Source organism: Candidatus Ruminimicrobiellum ovillum, assembly GCF_002392975.1.
Classification (GTDB): Bacteria; Elusimicrobiota; Endomicrobiia; order Endomicrobiales; family Endomicrobiaceae; genus Ruminimicrobiellum; species Ruminimicrobiellum ovillum.
The window spans coordinates 208,250-225,058 of sequence record NZ_DGIC01000002.1; the positions used below are offsets into that span (position 1 = coordinate 208,250).

The window sequence follows — 16,809 nt, forward strand, 5'->3', positions numbered from 1 at the left end:
TTTTACCCGTTAACCTGTTTGCCGTTGTTTTTTATCGTCTTGTTTCGTATTCTCAAAAATATATAAGTAATCAAGAAATATAAAATGAGTAATGTTATTAATATTTTAGCAAAGGGTATTATATATTCTGGTTGCATATTTTGTTGAAATATTTTTCTGAAACCTTCCAAATAAGCGGACAGGGGAATAAATTTTGCAATAGTTGACATTAATATAGGCATTTGTTCCAAAGGCCATGTATAACCGGATAACAAAAATGCGGGAGCACCTATTAAAAGGCAACCTTTTAAAGCATCGAGTCTGTTACCCGTCACTGCAGGCATAAGCATACCGAGTAAGATTGTTGAAATTATAAACAGTACACTTAAAATTATTGCACCTGAAGTGTTTCCGTCGAAAGGAATTTGAAAAGCGGGGAAAAAGGCTCTAAACAATATTTCAAAATATATAACCGATATCACTGTATAAACGAGCAGTTTTCCCAATATAAATAAAAATACGGAGTTTGAAATTTTTTCTTTTCGTTCGAGTTCTCTGCCTATGGTTAAAGTTCCGAATATTAAAAAGAGTTGTCCTAAAATTGAAATCCATAATCCCGGGGTTAAAAAGTATCCGTAATGATACGTAGGATTAAATAACTTTGAGGTGTCATTCTGTATAGGCAACATCATTGCTTTAGCCTGTTTGGACTGGATACCTTTCTTTTTCATCATTGTGTTTTTGAGCCCGGCATTTATTGTTCCTAAAATGTTTGCACCTTCGATTTCCGAAAGATTTGCCGTAAGATAATTTGAACCGTCTATATAAAAACTTATTTCCGCAGGTAAAGATTTTTTTATATTTTTTTGAGTATCTTTAGGTATATAAACACCCATATATATTTTGTTTTCGGCAATCAAATATCTGAAATCTTCCACATCATCTAATTTGTATTTAACATCAAAAGCATAAGATGTATCGAAAAATCTTGAAACTGTTCTTGATATTTTGGAATGGTCTTTGTCTATTACGGCAATAGGCATATTCTGAACATTGCCGTAATAATATATTCCGCCCAAGAAAATAAAATCTATAAACGGCCACAAACATATTAAAAACAAATAATATTTGCTCGTAAATATATGTTTTAGTTCTTTTATGATTACATCAATAAGATAACTCATTACAATCTTCTAATCTTTTAAAACTGCTGTCATTCCCGGTCTTAAATTTTCTATTTTTTCGTTTGGCTTTGCTCTCACTTCAAATGTTTTTAAATCGTAATTGTTTTGTTGGTTAGTCGGTTTCCATGAAGCAAAACTTGCCATAGCGGAAACATAACTGATTTTCATGTTTAATGTTTCTTTTATCGCGGGAATATAAACTTTTATTTCTTTGTCTTTTTGAAGATTATTTAAAAGATCTTCTCTTATGTTAAATACAACCCACATATCGTCTGTGTTAAGCAATGTAATAATAGGATAACCCGTAGCAACAAGTTCTCCCGGATTAGATATTACTTGTGTTACTTCACCGTCGATAGGTGCAACAATCGTAAGTTCGTCGTAATAAGCCATAATCTCATTTTTTTGACCTTGAGTTGCATTTATTTTTTGTAATGCGGCATTATATTTGTATTCAACTTCATCATATTGCTGTTTAGGAACAATACCGTCATTATAAAGAGTTTTTATTCTGTTATAAGTTTTTTCGGCAAGTAAAAATTGATCTTGAGCTTCTTTTAGTGCCGCATTAATTGTTTTTAATTTTGCATCAAGCTCTTTTCCTTCAAGTCTCCCCAAAATATCACCTTTTTTAACGGTTTGTCCTTCGGTAATAAATATTTCGGCTATTCTTCCCGGAACTTTTACTCCGATATCAATTTCGGTGGCATCAACTTCTCCCGAAATGGTTTGTTTTTGCCTATTAGAGCAAGAAACCATGCATACCGTTGTTAAAGACAGTAACAAAAATAATAAAATTTTATTCTTCATTGTTTTCACTTTCTCCTATAATATTATCCATTAGTATTTGTGAATTACCACATATATCCATAAGTTTTGCATAAGCAACATTAAAATCAAATAAGGCCTGAGACTGTTCCAATCTTACTTTTTCCAAAGCAAGTTCGGCATCGATTACTTCTATTGATGTTGCAAGACCTTCTTTAAACGATTTTTTATAAAGATTCAAGTTCTCTTCGGTTAAATCTTGAGAACTTTTCAAACTTTCGTATTGCTCAAGTGCAGCTTGCGCTTCATGATGATATTTCTGTACGGCTGTATCAATCATTTTGTTTGCATTTTGTATATATAAATCTAAAACTTCAACTTGTTTTGAATAAGCTTTATATTCGCCGTAATCTTCTCCGCCTTTAAAAATATCAAGTCTTGCATTTAAACCGGCAACCCATTCCGGTTCAAAAAGTGTAAGATCATCTTTATATATTTCATATTTTCCGAATGCAGCTACCGTAGGCAAAAAATTACCTCTGATAGCCTTTTTCTTTTGATTGAGCATATCTTTTTTTTGTTGCATATCTTTTAATGTTATATTGTTTGAGTATGCAATATCTTTGAAGTAATCCGCTTCTCTGACATAATCGATTTTTTTGAAATCGGTACAAAGATTTACTTTGTCGAGTTCCACACCTATTATATTAGATAATACTACTACCGCAAGTTCCAAATCTCTTTCTGATTTTTGGTATTCTCTTGTTGCATCCGCAAGAGCAACTTCCGCTCTTAATTTGTTTGCTTTTGATATCATACCAACCTTAAACAGTTTTTCCGCATTATCTTTATGTTGGATAATATCATCTAAATAATCTTGTCTTATGTTTCTTGCTTCTTGTGCAAGTTTAGCTCTGAAATAGCTTTCTATTACGGAAGTTATAGTTGAATTTAGAGTCTTTGTGTATTCCATCTCGGAAATAGCAAGTTCAGCCTTTTTTGCTTGAGAGTTTGCCGCTATTTTTCCGCCGGTATATAACGGCCAAACAACAGCCGCCGTAAGTTTATAAAAAATATCGTCTTGAAATTTCATACTGAAATCGGGAATTGCCTGTTCGAGTTGTTGTTTGAAACCTGCAACTACTTGTTCGGGCTGTGGATGCTCAGAGTACATTGTCGCAGTTTGAAAAGATGCTACGCTTGCACCTATAACCGCAGATCTTGCATCATTCAAATTTAACGATATCGAATCGTTTATTTTATTTACCGAACCTTCGACATAAACATTGGGATAATGTTTTCCTCTTGCGGATTTTAAGTGATATTCCGAAACTTCTTTTGTTTTTGCCGCAGCATTTATCAATTCGTTGTTTGCAATAGCACACTTTAATGCTTCGGTTAAAGTTAAAGAATATTCAGCATACAAAGTTGAATTAAAAGTAAAAAATGCACAAAATAATATTACTATAAATTTTTTCATATTAAAAAATACCTTTTCTTTATAATATAATTTAAGTATAAATTTTATTATTTTTTACGAGAATAGTCAAAGAAATATAGAGTAGATTTAAGTTTGACAATAAAGTAGTTTTATGTTATATTGTCTACCGAGCGGTAAGTAAAAAAATCGGGTTTTAAAACAAAAATGGATTCAAGAAAAATATTATCAAAAATAGCATATTATTATATTGCTTTTACCAAAAGTACGTTAAGAGTAAGAAGTATAGATTTGGTTGGAAGGTTTAAAGAACAAAGTGTGTATGCACTTTGGCATGGAGAACAAATTCTTCCTTTGTGCCTTAATTCCGGAAGACAAATTGTTGCTATGTGCAGTATGTCTAAAGACGGGGAAATTCAAGCCGGAGTATTAAAAGATTTCGACTTTATAGCCGTAAGAGGTTCTTCGTCGAAAAGAGCGGAAAGAGCTTTAATTGAAACAATAAGATATGCAAGAAAAGGACATTTTGTTGCATTTACCGTTGACGGACCGAGAGGACCTATACATAAAGTAAAATCGGGACTTCTTTTGGTGTCTCAAAAAATAGGTATAAGATTGATACCTATATCCGCGATAGCAAAAAATTCTTTAACATTTAAGAAAGCTTGGGATAAATTTAAAGTTCCTTTACCTTTTTCAAAGACGGTTGCCGTTTACGGTAACCCTATAGTAATAGGAAAAGATGATAATTTGGAAGAAAAAGCTTTAACGGTTGAAAAAGAATTGAACAAATTAAGCGAATTTGCAAATAAGTATTATTGGTCTAAAGATATAAACGAATATTTGAGCCATCATCCCAAACCGAAAATATTTATAAAGTGTAAAAACAACATAAATGCTTGTATAGATAAAATAAACGAATTAAAACAAAAATATCCTTTATCCGTATTTACTTTGTATATTTCCGATAAAGAAAATAAAAACATTTCGTTACCTCAAAATGTATCCGTTATAAACAAAATAACATCAAAACTTAAAGAAGAATTTTTTGATGTTTGTTACGGAACCTCTTTCATAGACAATATCCGTATAAAACCAAACTTTAAACTCACTATTTAGAAACTGAAATAAGTAGCTTGTCTTTGCGAGCGGAGCGTGGCAATCTATAAAAAATACTTCTTTAAAATTTCTCATTTACAAGCAAAAAAGCCATTCACTTGAAATTTTTAAAGCCGTGCTCCAACTTGATTTTTCCTAACGACCTAATGTAACGGAAAAATCTTCAATCATGTTCGCACTAAAAAGCTTTTTGAATTTATAGCTTTTTACTTTAAAAATTTCTGCGTTCATAGACGGCTTTAATCTTGCTTGTAAACGAAAATTTTAAAGTATTTTATTTTCGTTAATTATAAATTGCCGTGTTGAATGCTTTTCTATAAAAATGTAAAATATCAACCGTTATGTATATTTATTTTTTAATGCCTTTAATCGGTTTTATAGGAATGTTTTCAGGCGGATATTGGGGGGTAGGATGCGGTTGGCTTATCGTTCCTACCATGCTGATTTTCGGTTTTACTCCGAATGAAGCTGTCGGTGTGGGATTATTGCAAATGGTTCCGTCAATTCTTATGACTACCGTTCATGATATAAAAAGTTTGGAATGGAACAAAGAATCCGTTGCCGTAAAACTTGTTATTCCGTTGGGAGTAGGAGCTTTTTTACTTGCATTCAGCGGAAAAATAGTGAATAAATTCTTTTATGAAAGGTTCGGCTCTATTGCTTTACTTGTAATATTCTGTATATTTATGGTTACATTGGGTTCACTTGTTCTGTTCGGTAAAACTACGGAATATGAAACGGATGTTCCGAAAATTTCAAATACACAATCGATAATAGCATTTTTTATAGGTATGGTTGTTGGAGTGTGCAGTTCTATTATGGGAGTAGGCGGCGCGATATTTTTCAGACCTACACTTGCCAATATTTTTAAAGTTCCCGAAATGATAACGGCAAAATCGATAAGAATACTTTTACTGGTGACAACTTTTACGGGCGGTATGTATTACACTTTTTCCGACGGTAAGCCTGATTGGACGATAATAATAATGTCTTTAATAATTGCGGCAGGCGGTATGATAGGTTTTCCTCTGGGAATAAAAATTCATAATACAATCCTTGCCAACGGATATGGTAAATATGTGAACAAAAGTTTTGCAATAGTTACCTTAATAGTCCTTACAAATACACTTTTGAATATTTTCGGCTTTGTCGTTTTCAGCAGATATTTAATGATAACCATAGCGGTATTATTGTTCATTTCAATAAATATATTTAAAAATTATACCGATACTCATAAAATAAAGATAAATAACAATATACAATAAAATCATAAAATGGTATAATAAACAAAATTTATTTTTGAAGGAACAACATGAAAAATATTTCAATATTGGGGTCGTCGGGTTCTATAGGTACACAAGCTCTCGAGCTTATTTCAAAAACAAAAAATGAATTTAAAGTTTGCGGATTATCCGTTCATTCAAATACGGAACTTTTAAAAAAACAAATAATTAAATTTAAACCTTCGGTTGTGTCTGTATTCGATAAAGAAAATACAGAAAAATTACAAAAATGGTGTAACGATAAAAAACTTAAAATAAAAGTTTATTGCGGTAAAGAAGGATTAAATAAAGTTGCTACGATAAAAGCCGCAGATATGGTTTTATCGTCGGTGGTCGGTTCCATAGGACTTGAACCGTTACTTGCTGCAATTGACAGCGGTAAAGATGTTGCCATAGCAAACAAAGAAGCATTGGTTATGGCAGGAAACATAATAATGAAGAAAGCAAAAGAAAAAGGTGTTGCCGTTCTTCCCGTAGACAGTGAACATTCCGCTATATTTCAGTGTATAGGAAAAGAAAATAAAAAATCAATAAAAAGAATTCTTCTTACCGCATCGGGCGGTCCTTTTTATAAATCAAACAAAAATTTTAAAGATATAACAGTAGAAGATGCTCTTGCTCATCCTACATGGAAAATGGGTAAAAAAATAACCGTAGATTCCGCTACATTGATGAACAAAGGGTTGGAAGCAATAGAAGCATCCGTTCTTTTTGATATCCCGATAGATAAAATAGATATTATTATTCATCCTCAATCCGTAGTTCATTCAATGGTGGAATTTAACGATGGTTGTGTTATGGCACAATTATCAAATCCAGATATGACTTTACCTATACAGTATGCATTATCTTATCCTAACAGAACGAATTGTTATATAAAAAGATTGGATTTAACCGAAGTTTCAAAGTTGGAATTTTTTAAGCCGGATTTTAAGAAGTTTAAATGTTTGAATATAGCATATAAATGTGCGAAAGTGGGCGGCACAATGACTGCCGTAATGAGTGCCGCAAACGAAATAGCCGTAAAATATTTTCTTGACGGAAAAATCGGATTCGATATGATTCCCGTTGTTGTTGAAAAAGTAATAAATAAACATAAAGTTATAAAGACAAAAGATTTATCGAAATATGTAAAAGCGGATTTATGGGCAAGGCAACAAGCTGAAAATGTTATAAAAAACTTAATATAGAGGAAATTAGGAAATGAAAAAAATATTTTTACTTTCAATTTTTGTATCAATTTGTTTTATATCAACAAGCTGTTTCGCGCAAGAACAAGAGATAGAATCTGTAGAAATACTTGTTCAACAAGATAAAATTGTTGATTCTGAACAGGAACAAAAAACGGAGCAAATTAAAGAAGAACAACCTCAAGAAGAAGAAAAACCGCAGGTAGAACAGGTTTCAGCCGATCAGGCAAAAGGTATGCATTTAACCATTTATGCCGCTGCTTCTCAATTTCATAAAACAAGAACAAATGATTTGTTGGATAATACCGAAATGAATGCCGTTGTTATCGATATAAAAGAAATAGACGGTGATATTTCCGTTAAAGATGTTGCGGGAGGGGTGACTTATTCCAAGAGTGTTCCCAGTGTATTGCCATATTTGAAAGCAGTTAAAGAAAAAGGAATGTATGCAATAGCAAGAATTGTAGTTTTCAGAGATAATGTTATGCCGAGAAAAAGGCCTGAACTTGCAGTAAAAAATCCCGACGGTTCTCTTTGGCAGGACAGAAAACAGCTTACTTGGTTGAACCCTTATAAACAGGGAGCCGTAGATTATATTCTTGAACTTGCGGAAAAAACGGCAGATATGGGATTTGATGAAATACAGTTTGATTATATAAGATTCCCTTCAGACGGAAATACGAAAAATTGCAGATACGGAGTTGAGCACTCTTCTACGACAGCATCCGCAAAAATAGTAGACTTTTTAAAACAAGCAAAAGAAAGATTGGCTCCGAAAGGCGTAAAAGTATCTATAGATGTATTCGGTCTTACAACTACGGAAAAAACGGATATGGGAATAGGACAAAAAATTGTGGAAATGACGGAACAGGTTGATTATGTAAGCCCTATGATATATCCTTCTCATTATAATAACGGAGAATATGGAATACCTAATCCGAACAAAGAACCTTACAGAACGGTTTATATTGCATTGCAGGGTGCAAAAAAGAGAATTCCTGTTGAAAAATTGAGACCATGGTTACAAGACTTTTCCATGAAAGGTGTTCCTTATGGTCCTGCAGAGGTAAGGGCTCAAATTCAAGCCTGTTATGATTGCGGTGTAAAAACGTGGTTATTATGGAATGCCGCTTGTAAGTATACTAAAGGTGGCTTAAAATCTAAAAAAGATCAATATTCTTATACAAAAACTTCGGATGAAAAAATAAAAGAATTGTTAAAGTATAAAGATCCAAATGCTTCAATGCAAACAAGAGCAAATAATGTTAATAAACCGGCAAATAACGGTGCCGTAAAAAAGCCTGTCGGAACTTCTGCAAACAAAACAACAAAACCGGCACAAAAACCGGCAACAAACACTGTTAAAAAGAGTACTAAAACCGTAACAAAAAAATAGGTGTAACTTTTTTTAATACTAAGGAGTCTAATTTATAGTTTATGGAAGACAGAGAGCTGATTGAAAAAATTATTCAAGGTCAAGAAGATCTTTTCAGTATTATAATAGACAAGTATAAAAACAAGGTCTTTAGCATAATTTATTCGTTTTGCGGGCAGACAAGCGACTGTGAAGATATAGCTCAGAATGTTTTTATTAAGATTTTCAAAGCTTTACCGAAATTCAAATTCGAGTCTGAATTCTCTACTTGGATGTACAGAATAGTTATAAACGAAACGATAACGATATCTAAGAAAAAGAAGCATAATGTTGTTCCTTTAGATATAAATAACAGCGAAGATGAAGAAAAGAGTAACTTAATTGATTTTTTGAAGTCTAATGATAATACGGAAAGAGAGTTGATGCAAAAAGAGACACAGAAAATGGTACAAGAAGCTCTTGGAAAACTGAAAGATAATTATAAAATGGTCTTAACTTTAAGAGATATAGAAGATTATTCTTACGAAGAGATAGCAAAAATGATGGATGCATCGGTAGAAAATGTAAAAATTTGGATTTTCAGAGCAAGAAACAGATTGAAAGAAATTTTAACGGAAGGGGGTAATTTAAAATGAACTGCAATAAAGCACAAGAATTAATTTCTCAATACATAGATAATGAATTATCCGCTCAATCTGTTTCCGAATTATTGAAACATTTTGAAGAATGTGATAAATGTAAACAAGACTACATTATGCTTAAAAATATAAAAACGGTTTTGTCCAAAGCTCCGAAAAAAGAATTGAGTTCCGATTTTACGGCTTCGGTTATGAACAAAATAAAAAGTGAAAATGTTAAAAAAGATGATAATGTTGTAATGCTCGGTTCTTTCTTTAATTCTTTTAAGAAAAAAATAGTAATGGCTGCGGGATTTTTGTTTATAGTGGCATCTTCATCTTTTTTCTTTATGCATGAAACAGGTATAAACAAACAGAACAGTGACAATTATGCTTCGGCAGGTATGGAATATTATTTCGGTTATAACAATTACTACGACAGTGATGATATAGATAACGATGATTATGAAGAATATATTTCTATGTTTTGTTAATATAATTTAATTCTTATAAAAAAATAACCGTCGGAATTTTGTTCCGGCGGTTATTTTTTTTATATTAAAAAGAATTAATATTTATAAATCTTTTCGGAACTTAATACATCAAAACCTTTATCGCACAAGAATTTTGCCGTATCGGGATAATTTTCTATTTCCAATACTATTGCTGCCGTTGTTCCGTTACTTAACAAAAATCCGTAACAATCTTCTATATTTATTTTGTTTGAAGCTAATGTTAACAATAATTTATTAAAACTTCCCGGAATATTATCTACGACAACACCTATAATTTGTCTTTTTGTTACGGCTATTTTGTTTTCTTTTAAAACATCAAAAGCTTTATCAGGGTCATCAACCAACAATTTCATTACACCGAAATCACCCGAACTTGCAAGAGACATTGCTCTTAAGTTAATGTTGTTTTCGGATAAAATGGTTGTTATTTTTTCCAATTTTCCGGGATTGTTTTCTAAAAATACTGATATATGGTATGCCATTTTTATCTCCTTTTTTCTTTTTTATATCGGCCTTAATATTTGCTCTGTAACTTTGAATTTGCCTTCCTTATGTGCTTGCCGCTCCGCTATACTTCTTGCACACTGCAGTCGGCAAATTCTTCGTTTCATATCAAATCTTAAGGTCTCCGAAATCGCTTCGCGATTTGTTGATTTTTACTTTTTTGCTCTTAAATCTATTACTCTTTTTGCTTTACCTTCACTGACCGGTAAACTTCCTGCTTCGACGAATTGAACTATAGGAGTAACATCGAGTTCCTGCTTCAATTCGCTTATTAATTTGTTTTGCAATTTTTCCAAATCTTTCAATGTTCCTTTGAAAGTGTCATTGTTGATTTCTATCTTTATTCTTAACTTATCCATACAATTGTGATCAATCAACTCGATAACATAATTTTTACCTGCTTCAGGTATCGATAAGATTGTTTTTTCTATTTGTATTGGGAAAATGTTTACTCCGTTAATAATCATCATATCATCCGTTCTTGCCGTTATTCTTGCGATTCTTCTGTGTGTTCTTCCGCAGGCACAAGGTTCGGATATTATTCTTGTTAAATCTTTTGTTCTGTATCGCATAAGAGGCATTGCCTGTCTTTGTAATGTCGTTAATACCAATTCTCCTTCTTCGCCGTCGGGTAAAGGCTCGAATGTTTTAGGATCTACGATTTCAGGATATACATAATCTTCCCAAATATGTAAATGTTGTTGACATTGACATTCAAAAGCAATTCCCGGACCTGATATTTCGGATAATCCGTAAGAATTGTAAGCTTTAACATTATATAATTCTTCTATTTTTCTTCTCATTGCTTCACTGTGAGGTTCCGCACCTATAAAAAATATTCTTAAATTCAAATCTTTTTTTACATCTATTCCGAGTTCTTTTACCGTATTGGATAATCTTAATGCATAACTCGGCAAAATATGGACAACAGTCGTTTTAAAATGTTGCATAAACCAAAGTTGTCTTTTACTGTTTCCCGGACCTATAGGAATAGTCATCATTCCTAATCTTTCTCCGCCGTAATGAAAGCCGAGTCCTCCCGAAAACAAACCGTATCCCATTGTATTTTGAAACACATCGGTGCTTCTTGCACCTGCGCAATACATTGATCTTGCAGATATATTGGCCCAATTTGCAATATCGTCTTTTGTGTGGAACACAACTGTAGGATTACCTGTAGTTCCCGAAGAAGAATGCATTCTTACTACATCTTTTAAATCCGTTACCAAACAGCCGTAAGGAAAAGAATCTCTTAAATCTTGTTTCGTCGTGAAAGGAAGTTTTCTTACTTCATCCAATGATTTTAGTTCGCCTATTTTTGCGAGTTTGTCTTTGTAGAATTGTGATTTTTTTGCGAGAGCGATTTGTTTGTTGATACAATCCAACTGAAATTTCCTTAAATCCTTCCTGTCCATCGTTTCAATGTCTTTTTGCCAAAACATTTTATAATCTCTCCTGTAGTAAATATTTTAAAAAAAATACAATTTTAATATAATAGTTAATTATAGCACATTTAAAATTAAAAAGGCATAAATAAAATGATAATAGGAATAATATACAATCATTTAAAACCGAATGCACAACAGTATTGTGCTAAAATTTCCGATTGGTTAAAAAACAAGAATATAAAGGTTAAAAATATTTCATATAAACTTAACGGAAATCCTAAAGTGGATTTTATAATTTCTCTCGGCGGCGACGGAACAATGTTAAGAATAAGCAGACTTGTTTCGAAATATTCTATTCCGGTTATGGGTGTAAATATGGGAACTTTGGGGTTTTTAACCGATACCGATATAAAAAATGTTTTTAATTCATTGGAAAATATTTTAAATAACGGCATTGAATACGAAGAAAGAATGATGTTGGATATCGAAATTACAACCAAAAACGGAACGGTAAAAACAACGGCATTAAACGATTGTGTTATAAGGTCGATATATAACGGAAGACTTACTTCCATAGATTCTTTTATAAACAAAAAGTTTTTGTCGAGTTATAAAGGTGACGGTATAGTAATAGCTACACCTACAGGTTCTACGGCATATTCGTTAGCTCTTTCAGGTCCTATAATTTATCCTACATTATCATTGTTTATCGTGTCACCTATATCTCCGCACACATTAACACACAGACCTATGATTTTGGATTGCAATAATGTTTTGGAATTTACTTCCACCGACGATAACAAAAAATCGGATTTGGTTGTTTCTGTCGACGGACAGGAAAGTTATATATTGGATAAAAATAAAAAAGTAAAAATAAAAATGTTTTCAAAAAAAGCAAAACTTATAAGAGACAGAAACTATTCTTATTTTGATACATTGAAAACAAAATTAAAATGGGGAGTGTAGTTTTAAGTGATTACCGCATTATCTATTAAAAACTATGCCCTGATAGAAAATATAACAATAGATTTTGAAAAAGGACTTACCGTTATAACAGGTGAAACCGGTGCCGGAAAGTCTATAATTATAGATTCAATAGATTTATTGTTGGGTGCAAGAGCAAGCACAAGCATAATAAGAACAGGAACGAAATCTTGTACTATTACCGCGGAATTTAATATTTCAAAAAATACAAATGTAAAAAGTATTCTTTCCGATTTATCAATAGATTTCGAAAAAGAAATAATAATCAGGAGACAAATAGATTCCTCCGGAAAAAGTAAAGCTTTTATTAACGATATTTCGGTTAGTATAAATACTCTTTCAAATATAGGAAAATATTTGGTAGATTTTTATGCTCAACATAAAAGCAATATGTTGTTTGAACAAAATTATCAAAAACAAATTGTCGACAGTATAGCAAACAACAATTCTTTATTGGAAAAACTTTCCGTTAAATATGATAAATATGAAAGTTTAAAAAAGCAGAAAGAAGAAATAGAAAAAGCAAATACAGACAGAGAAAGATTATTGGATTTGTATAAATATCAAATAAACGAAATAAATAAAGCAAATTTGATATCTGACGAAGAAGAAAAAATAGAACAGGAACTTCCCAAATTAAAAAATGCCGAGAAAATAAAAACGGTTACAGGTGAAATGTTGTCGATATTATATAAACAGGAGCATTCCGTCACGGATAACCTTTCAATAATAAATAAACAAGTTGATTTGTTGGAAAAATACGGAATAAATGTTGAAAATATTTCCAAAAATTTAGCCTCGTCAATGAGTCAAATAGATGATATTTACAGAGAAGTCGAAGATTTATCGAACAGTATTGATATTGCACCCGAAAAATTAGATAGTATGTTGGAAAGACAGCAGTTGATAAAAAAATTAAAATCAAAATACGGTAAAACATTACAAGAAATTATCGACTACGGTAAACAATTGGAAGATAAAGTTAAAAATCTTGAAAACTATGAAGTAAATATGGATAAACTCCAAAAAGAAATAAATTTAATATTAAAAGAAATTACAAGTTTATGTGAACAAATTTCCGATAAAAGAAAAAAAGTTTCAAAGAGTATATCAAAGGATATAATATCGGAACTTGAAGATTTGAATATGAAAAATTCTCAGTTTGAAATTGATATAAAAAAAGGTGAAATAACAAGAACGGGTTTTGATGATTTGGACTTTATGTTCAGTGCAAACAAAGGGGAAAAACTTTATCCTTTATCACTTGTTGCTTCCGGCGGAGAAATATCAAGGGTAATGTTGGCATTATCTACAACGGTATCTAATAATTATAATGTCGATACCGTTATTTTTGATGAAATTGATACGGGAACAAGCGGAAAAACAGGGGAAAAAATCGGTAAAAAATTAAAAAGTTTATCAAAAGAAAGGCAAATTATTTCCATATCTCATTTGGCTCAAATTGCTTCAAATGCGGATAACCATATAAAAATATATAAAGAATCGGAAAACGGCCGAAATATAACAAAAGCTAAAGTCTTAAACGATAAAGAAAGAGTAGAAGAAATAGCAAAAATCATTTCCGGTGAAAAAGTAACGGAACATGCCATAAAACATGCCGAAGAAATGCTAAGCGACAATTAACAAGCATTTTACTGTTTTTTTGCTTATAGTTTGATTTCTTTGCCGTTGCAAATCTTCTAATCTTCCAATCTTCTATTCTTCCGTAGTGTTTATCTCGTTATTTTTACTATTTCGAATTTCATTGTTCCCGCAGGAAGTTCTACATCAACTTTATCTCCCGCAACATGTCCCAACAATCCTTGTGCGAGGGGAGAACCGATAGAAATTTTCATTTCGTTAGGGTTTGCTTCTTCTTCATCTACGATAGCGTATTCATATTCATCACCGTCTTCGTCTTTTATTGTAACGGTAACTCCGATGAATACTTTGTTCGGATCGATATTTAATTCTTCAATAATTTTTGCTCTTGAAAGTTTTGAGTCTATTTCCGCAATTCTTTGCATAAGATTTGTTAATGCTTCTTTTGCTGCATGATATTCCGCATTTTCTCTTAAATCGCCGTGCTCTCTTGCTCTCGCAATTTCGTCTTGAATTTGCGGTTTTCTCTTTTGCAATCTGTCTATTTCTTCAATTAATTTATTTCTTCCTTCTCTGGTTAAATAAATTTCACTCATTTTCTTCTCCTAATATAATTAAATTGATTTTTTATACATTGATAAAAGTTTTTTTACCCATTTATCTTCGGGAACCTTGCAAATAATTTTACCTTTTTTAAATAAAATTCCTTCGCCTATTCCTCCGGCTATTCCGAAATCCGCTTCTTTTGCTTCTCCCGGACCGTTTACGACACATCCCATAACGGCAATTTTAATGTTTTTCTTTGTGTTTTTGTTGTGAACTTTTGATAATGCAGCTTCAAGTTCATCTACAATCTTTATTAAATTAACTTTTGTTCTCGAACATGTCGGACAAGATATTATTTCAACTCCGGTTGATCTTAATCCCAAAGATTGTAATATTTGATAAGCAACTCTGACTTCTTCTACCGGGTTTGCCGTAAGAGATACTCTTATAGTGTCTCCCAAACCTTGAGCAAGCATAATACCTAAACCTACGGAAGATTTTATCGTCCCTCTGAAAATAGAGCCTGCCTCGGTAATTCCCAAATGCGTGGGATAATTTCTTTTTGAAGCAAAAAGTTTATATGCTTCAACAGTTGTTTCCACATCCGAAGCTTTAAGTGATACCGCTATATCACCGAAATCACAATCTTCCAATATTTTTACATGTTCTATTGCTGCTTTTACAAGTGCTTTAGCTTTATCTTTTACCGTTGAAAAATTATGAACCTCTTTTAAAGAACCGGCATTGACACCTATTCTTATGGGAATATGAGCTTTTTTTGCTTCTTTTACAAGTTCCATAACTTTTTCTTTAGACCCTATATTTCCCGGGTTTATTCTTAATTTATCAACACCTTGTTTTATTGATTCTATCGCTAATCTGTGATCGAAATGAATATCGGCAACCAACGGAATTTTAATATTTTTCTTTATAAGTTTTATATTCTTTGCACATTCCATATCCGGAACGGAAACTCTTATTATTTCACATCCTGCATCTTGCAATTCTTTTATTTGTTTAACGGTCGCTTTCCAATCTCTTGTGTTTGTATTTGTCATCGACTGAATTGCAACGGGATTTCCTCCGCCTATCTTTACATCTCCGACATTTATTACTTTTGTATCTTTTCTTGTAAACATTTTCTACCTTCTATTTGAACAATTTTCCTAATCCTAATCTTATTAAATCGCTGTATGTGGCAAATAAAAATATTAATAATATTAATCCTAAACCGATGTAGTTATATATAGCTATTACTTTCGTGCTTATTTTTTTTCTTATAATACCTTCCAATAAAAACAAAACTATCATTCCGCCGTCAACCATAGGAATAGGAAGTAAATTGAAAAGTCCTAAAGCAACGGAAATAACAGCTAAGAGTCTTATATAACTTTCAAAACCGGATTTGGCGGAGTTTGCCATAAATTGTATAACACCTATCGGTCCTGCAACTTCGGGCTTTTCCCATTTTATTAATTTGTCCCACAGGTATTGCAACGTAAAAGTTGTTTGGTATACTACAGTATAACCGGCAAAAGAAATTGTCTTAAAAAAAGGCAATTTTTCTTTTGTGATAAGAGGTTGTATCCCCAACATACCGGATCCCGTTACAGGGTTTTTATCCAATACAAAATTAAACTCTAATTCTTTATCATCTCTCAAAACTTTTAAGTTAATTTCCTGCTCGGCTTTATCTTTTATATTTTCAAGTAAAGCATTCCAATCGTTTATTTCAACGCCGTCGATATATGTGATTTTATCATTAGTTTCCAAACCTGCCGTTTTTGCACAACCGGTTTCTGCCAATGCTCCGACATAAGATTTGTCGGATATTGTTGCTACTCCCCATAAATAAAAAATGAATGCAAACATAACTATGGCAAGAATGTAATTCATAAGAGGTCCGGCAAAAATTATCATAATTTTTTTGTAAAAAGGAAGTGATAAAAACTCATCTTTTTCACCTTTTGCTTCATCGGGGTTTTCTCCCGCCATTGCAACCATACCGCCCAACGGAAATAAACAAATCGAATATCTGGTTTCGCCTTTCGTAAAACCCCATATTTCTCTGCCGAAACCGAGAGTAAATTTTAATACTTTAACTTTATAAAATTTTGCAACGGAAAAATGTCCGAGTTCATGTATAAACACCAAAAAGCCCAGGCCGAAAATGACCGCAAGAAGTTGAAGAATAAAACTTACCATTATATTACTCCTTTAATTATATTTAAAATAAAAAACAATAACACAAGATTTATGTTGATAAATCTTGCAAAAAAAAATATCATTAAGTTGGAAAAATTATACCATTTTTAAT

At 32.1% G+C, this 16,809-nt stretch carries 16 protein-coding genes; 8 read left to right on the plus strand and 8 right to left on the minus strand.

All coding sequences use genetic code 11. The features are described from left to right. Nucleotides 1–2 precede the first annotated feature (2 nt). The 3 genes from B2Y85_RS00925 to B2Y85_RS00935 are packed head-to-tail and all read right to left on the minus strand — an operon-like array spanning nucleotide 3 to nucleotide 3,411. On the minus strand, nucleotides 3–1,163 hold the full coding sequence (locus B2Y85_RS00925) for an ABC transporter permease (RefSeq protein WP_372518595.1): 1,161 nt from the start codon (nucleotides 1,161–1,163) through the stop codon (nucleotides 3–5). A 9-nt stretch (nucleotides 1,164–1,172) separates the two neighbouring features. Beyond that, nucleotides 1,173–1,973, minus strand: coding sequence for an HlyD family secretion protein (locus tag B2Y85_RS00930; RefSeq protein WP_372518596.1), 801 nt, complete (start codon nucleotides 1,971–1,973; stop codon nucleotides 1,173–1,175). Further along, nucleotides 1,963–3,411, minus strand: a complete 1,449-nt coding sequence (locus tag B2Y85_RS00935; RefSeq protein WP_372518597.1) for a TolC family protein — start codon at nucleotides 3,409–3,411, stop codon at nucleotides 1,963–1,965. Before B2Y85_RS00935 ends, B2Y85_RS00930 begins: the two co-directional genes overlap by 11 nt. A 165-nt stretch (nucleotides 3,412–3,576) precedes the next feature. Between B2Y85_RS00935 and B2Y85_RS00940 the strand changes: the two genes are divergently transcribed. The 6 genes from B2Y85_RS00940 (at nucleotide 3,577) to B2Y85_RS00965 (ending at nucleotide 9,447) form a co-directional block, all read left to right on the plus strand. Continuing rightward, entirely contained in the window at nucleotides 3,577–4,488 is a 912-nt protein-coding gene (locus tag B2Y85_RS00940) for a lysophospholipid acyltransferase family protein (protein ID WP_372518598.1), read from the plus strand. Nucleotides 4,489–4,829: 341 nt separating this feature from the next. Next, the gene (locus B2Y85_RS00945; RefSeq protein ID WP_372518599.1) at nucleotides 4,830–5,753 is read left to right on the plus strand and encodes a sulfite exporter TauE/SafE family protein; all 924 of its coding nucleotides are present in this window, start codon (nucleotides 4,830–4,832) and stop codon (nucleotides 5,751–5,753) included. Nucleotides 5,754–5,800: 47 nt separating this feature from the next. Continuing rightward, nucleotides 5,801–6,961: a 1-deoxy-D-xylulose-5-phosphate reductoisomerase gene (locus B2Y85_RS00950; RefSeq protein WP_372518600.1), complete on the plus strand. Its 1,161-nt coding sequence runs from the start codon at nucleotides 5,801–5,803 to the stop codon at nucleotides 6,959–6,961. 13 nt (nucleotides 6,962–6,974) lie between these two features. After that, nucleotides 6,975–8,357, plus strand: a complete 1,383-nt coding sequence (locus B2Y85_RS00955) for a putative glycoside hydrolase (RefSeq protein ID WP_372518601.1) — start codon at nucleotides 6,975–6,977, stop codon at nucleotides 8,355–8,357. A 41-nt stretch (nucleotides 8,358–8,398) separates the two neighbouring features. After that, entirely contained in the window at nucleotides 8,399–8,971 is a 573-nt protein-coding gene (locus B2Y85_RS00960; protein WP_372518602.1) for an RNA polymerase sigma factor, read from the plus strand. Further along, entirely contained in the window at nucleotides 8,968–9,447 is a 480-nt protein-coding gene (locus tag B2Y85_RS00965; protein WP_372518603.1) for an anti-sigma factor family protein, read from the plus strand. Before B2Y85_RS00960 ends, B2Y85_RS00965 begins: the two co-directional genes overlap by 4 nt. Before the next feature lie 74 nt (nucleotides 9,448–9,521). Here B2Y85_RS00965 and B2Y85_RS00970 read toward each other — a convergent pair whose 3' ends face one another. Next, nucleotides 9,522–9,950 carry an ACT domain-containing protein gene (locus B2Y85_RS00970; RefSeq protein WP_372518604.1) on the minus strand — a complete coding sequence of 143 codons (429 nt, stop codon included), beginning with the start codon at nucleotides 9,948–9,950 and terminating at the stop codon, nucleotides 9,522–9,524. A 174-nt stretch (nucleotides 9,951–10,124) separates the two neighbouring features. Next, entirely contained in the window at nucleotides 10,125–11,414 is a 1,290-nt protein-coding gene (locus tag B2Y85_RS00975) for a phenylacetate--CoA ligase family protein (protein WP_372518605.1), read from the minus strand. Nucleotides 11,415–11,510: 96 nt separating this feature from the next. On the opposite strand from B2Y85_RS00975, the gene B2Y85_RS00980 reads away from it, so the two are divergent. Further along, on the plus strand, nucleotides 11,511–12,326 hold the full coding sequence (locus B2Y85_RS00980) for an NAD(+)/NADH kinase (RefSeq protein WP_372518606.1): 816 nt from the start codon (nucleotides 11,511–11,513) through the stop codon (nucleotides 12,324–12,326). 6 nt (nucleotides 12,327–12,332) lie between these two features. Next, nucleotides 12,333–13,988 (plus strand): DNA repair protein RecN, encoded by a 1,656-nt coding sequence (gene recN, locus B2Y85_RS00985; RefSeq protein WP_372518607.1) that lies wholly within the window; start codon nucleotides 12,333–12,335, stop codon nucleotides 13,986–13,988. 89 nt (nucleotides 13,989–14,077) lie between these two features. Here recN and greA read toward each other — a convergent pair whose 3' ends face one another. Genes greA through B2Y85_RS01000 form a run of 3 tightly spaced genes read right to left on the minus strand, consistent with a single transcriptional unit; the run spans nucleotide 14,078 to nucleotide 16,697 of the window. After that, on the minus strand, nucleotides 14,078–14,542 hold the full coding sequence (greA, locus tag B2Y85_RS00990) for a transcription elongation factor GreA (RefSeq protein WP_372518608.1): 465 nt from the start codon (nucleotides 14,540–14,542) through the stop codon (nucleotides 14,078–14,080). Nucleotides 14,543–14,560: 18 nt separating this feature from the next. Next, nucleotides 14,561–15,631 carry a flavodoxin-dependent (E)-4-hydroxy-3-methylbut-2-enyl-diphosphate synthase gene (gene ispG, locus B2Y85_RS00995; RefSeq protein ID WP_372518609.1) on the minus strand — a complete coding sequence of 357 codons (1,071 nt, stop codon included), beginning with the start codon at nucleotides 15,629–15,631 and terminating at the stop codon, nucleotides 14,561–14,563. A gap of 10 nt (nucleotides 15,632–15,641) precedes the next feature. After that, the gene (locus B2Y85_RS01000; protein WP_372518610.1) at nucleotides 15,642–16,697 is read right to left on the minus strand and encodes a M50 family metallopeptidase; all 1,056 of its coding nucleotides are present in this window, start codon (nucleotides 16,695–16,697) and stop codon (nucleotides 15,642–15,644) included. Nucleotides 16,698–16,809 lie beyond the last annotated feature (112 nt).

What these genes read in the sequence shown, in the direction of transcription:
- B2Y85_RS00975 (WP_372518605.1), bottom strand. Translation starts at nt 11,414, where the DNA reads ATGTTTTGGCAAAAAGACATTGAAACGATGGACAGGAAGGATTTAAGG.
- B2Y85_RS00925 (WP_372518595.1), bottom strand. Translation starts at nt 1,163, where the DNA reads ATGAGTTATCTTATTGATGTAATCATAAAAGAACTAAAACATATATTT.
- B2Y85_RS00965 (WP_372518603.1), top strand. Translation starts at nt 8,968, where the DNA reads ATGAACTGCAATAAAGCACAAGAATTAATTTCTCAATACATAGATAAT.
- B2Y85_RS01000 (WP_372518610.1), bottom strand. Translation starts at nt 16,697, where the DNA reads ATGGTAAGTTTTATTCTTCAACTTCTTGCGGTCATTTTCGGCCTGGGC.
- ispG (WP_372518609.1), bottom strand. Translation starts at nt 15,631, where the DNA reads ATGTTTACAAGAAAAGATACAAAAGTAATAAATGTCGGAGATGTAAAG.
- B2Y85_RS00950 (WP_372518600.1), top strand. Translation starts at nt 5,801, where the DNA reads ATGAAAAATATTTCAATATTGGGGTCGTCGGGTTCTATAGGTACACAA.
- B2Y85_RS00970 (WP_372518604.1), bottom strand. Translation starts at nt 9,950, where the DNA reads ATGGCATACCATATATCAGTATTTTTAGAAAACAATCCCGGAAAATTG.
- B2Y85_RS00960 (WP_372518602.1), top strand. Translation starts at nt 8,399, where the DNA reads ATGGAAGACAGAGAGCTGATTGAAAAAATTATTCAAGGTCAAGAAGAT.
- B2Y85_RS00980 (WP_372518606.1), top strand. Translation starts at nt 11,511, where the DNA reads ATGATAATAGGAATAATATACAATCATTTAAAACCGAATGCACAACAG.
- B2Y85_RS00945 (WP_372518599.1), top strand. Translation starts at nt 4,830, where the DNA reads ATGTATATTTATTTTTTAATGCCTTTAATCGGTTTTATAGGAATGTTT.
- greA (WP_372518608.1), bottom strand. Translation starts at nt 14,542, where the DNA reads ATGAGTGAAATTTATTTAACCAGAGAAGGAAGAAATAAATTAATTGAA.
- B2Y85_RS00935 (WP_372518597.1), bottom strand. Translation starts at nt 3,411, where the DNA reads ATGAAAAAATTTATAGTAATATTATTTTGTGCATTTTTTACTTTTAAT.
- B2Y85_RS00940 (WP_372518598.1), top strand. Translation starts at nt 3,577, where the DNA reads ATGGATTCAAGAAAAATATTATCAAAAATAGCATATTATTATATTGCT.
- B2Y85_RS00955 (WP_372518601.1), top strand. Translation starts at nt 6,975, where the DNA reads ATGAAAAAAATATTTTTACTTTCAATTTTTGTATCAATTTGTTTTATA.
- B2Y85_RS00930 (WP_372518596.1), bottom strand. Translation starts at nt 1,973, where the DNA reads ATGAAGAATAAAATTTTATTATTTTTGTTACTGTCTTTAACAACGGTA.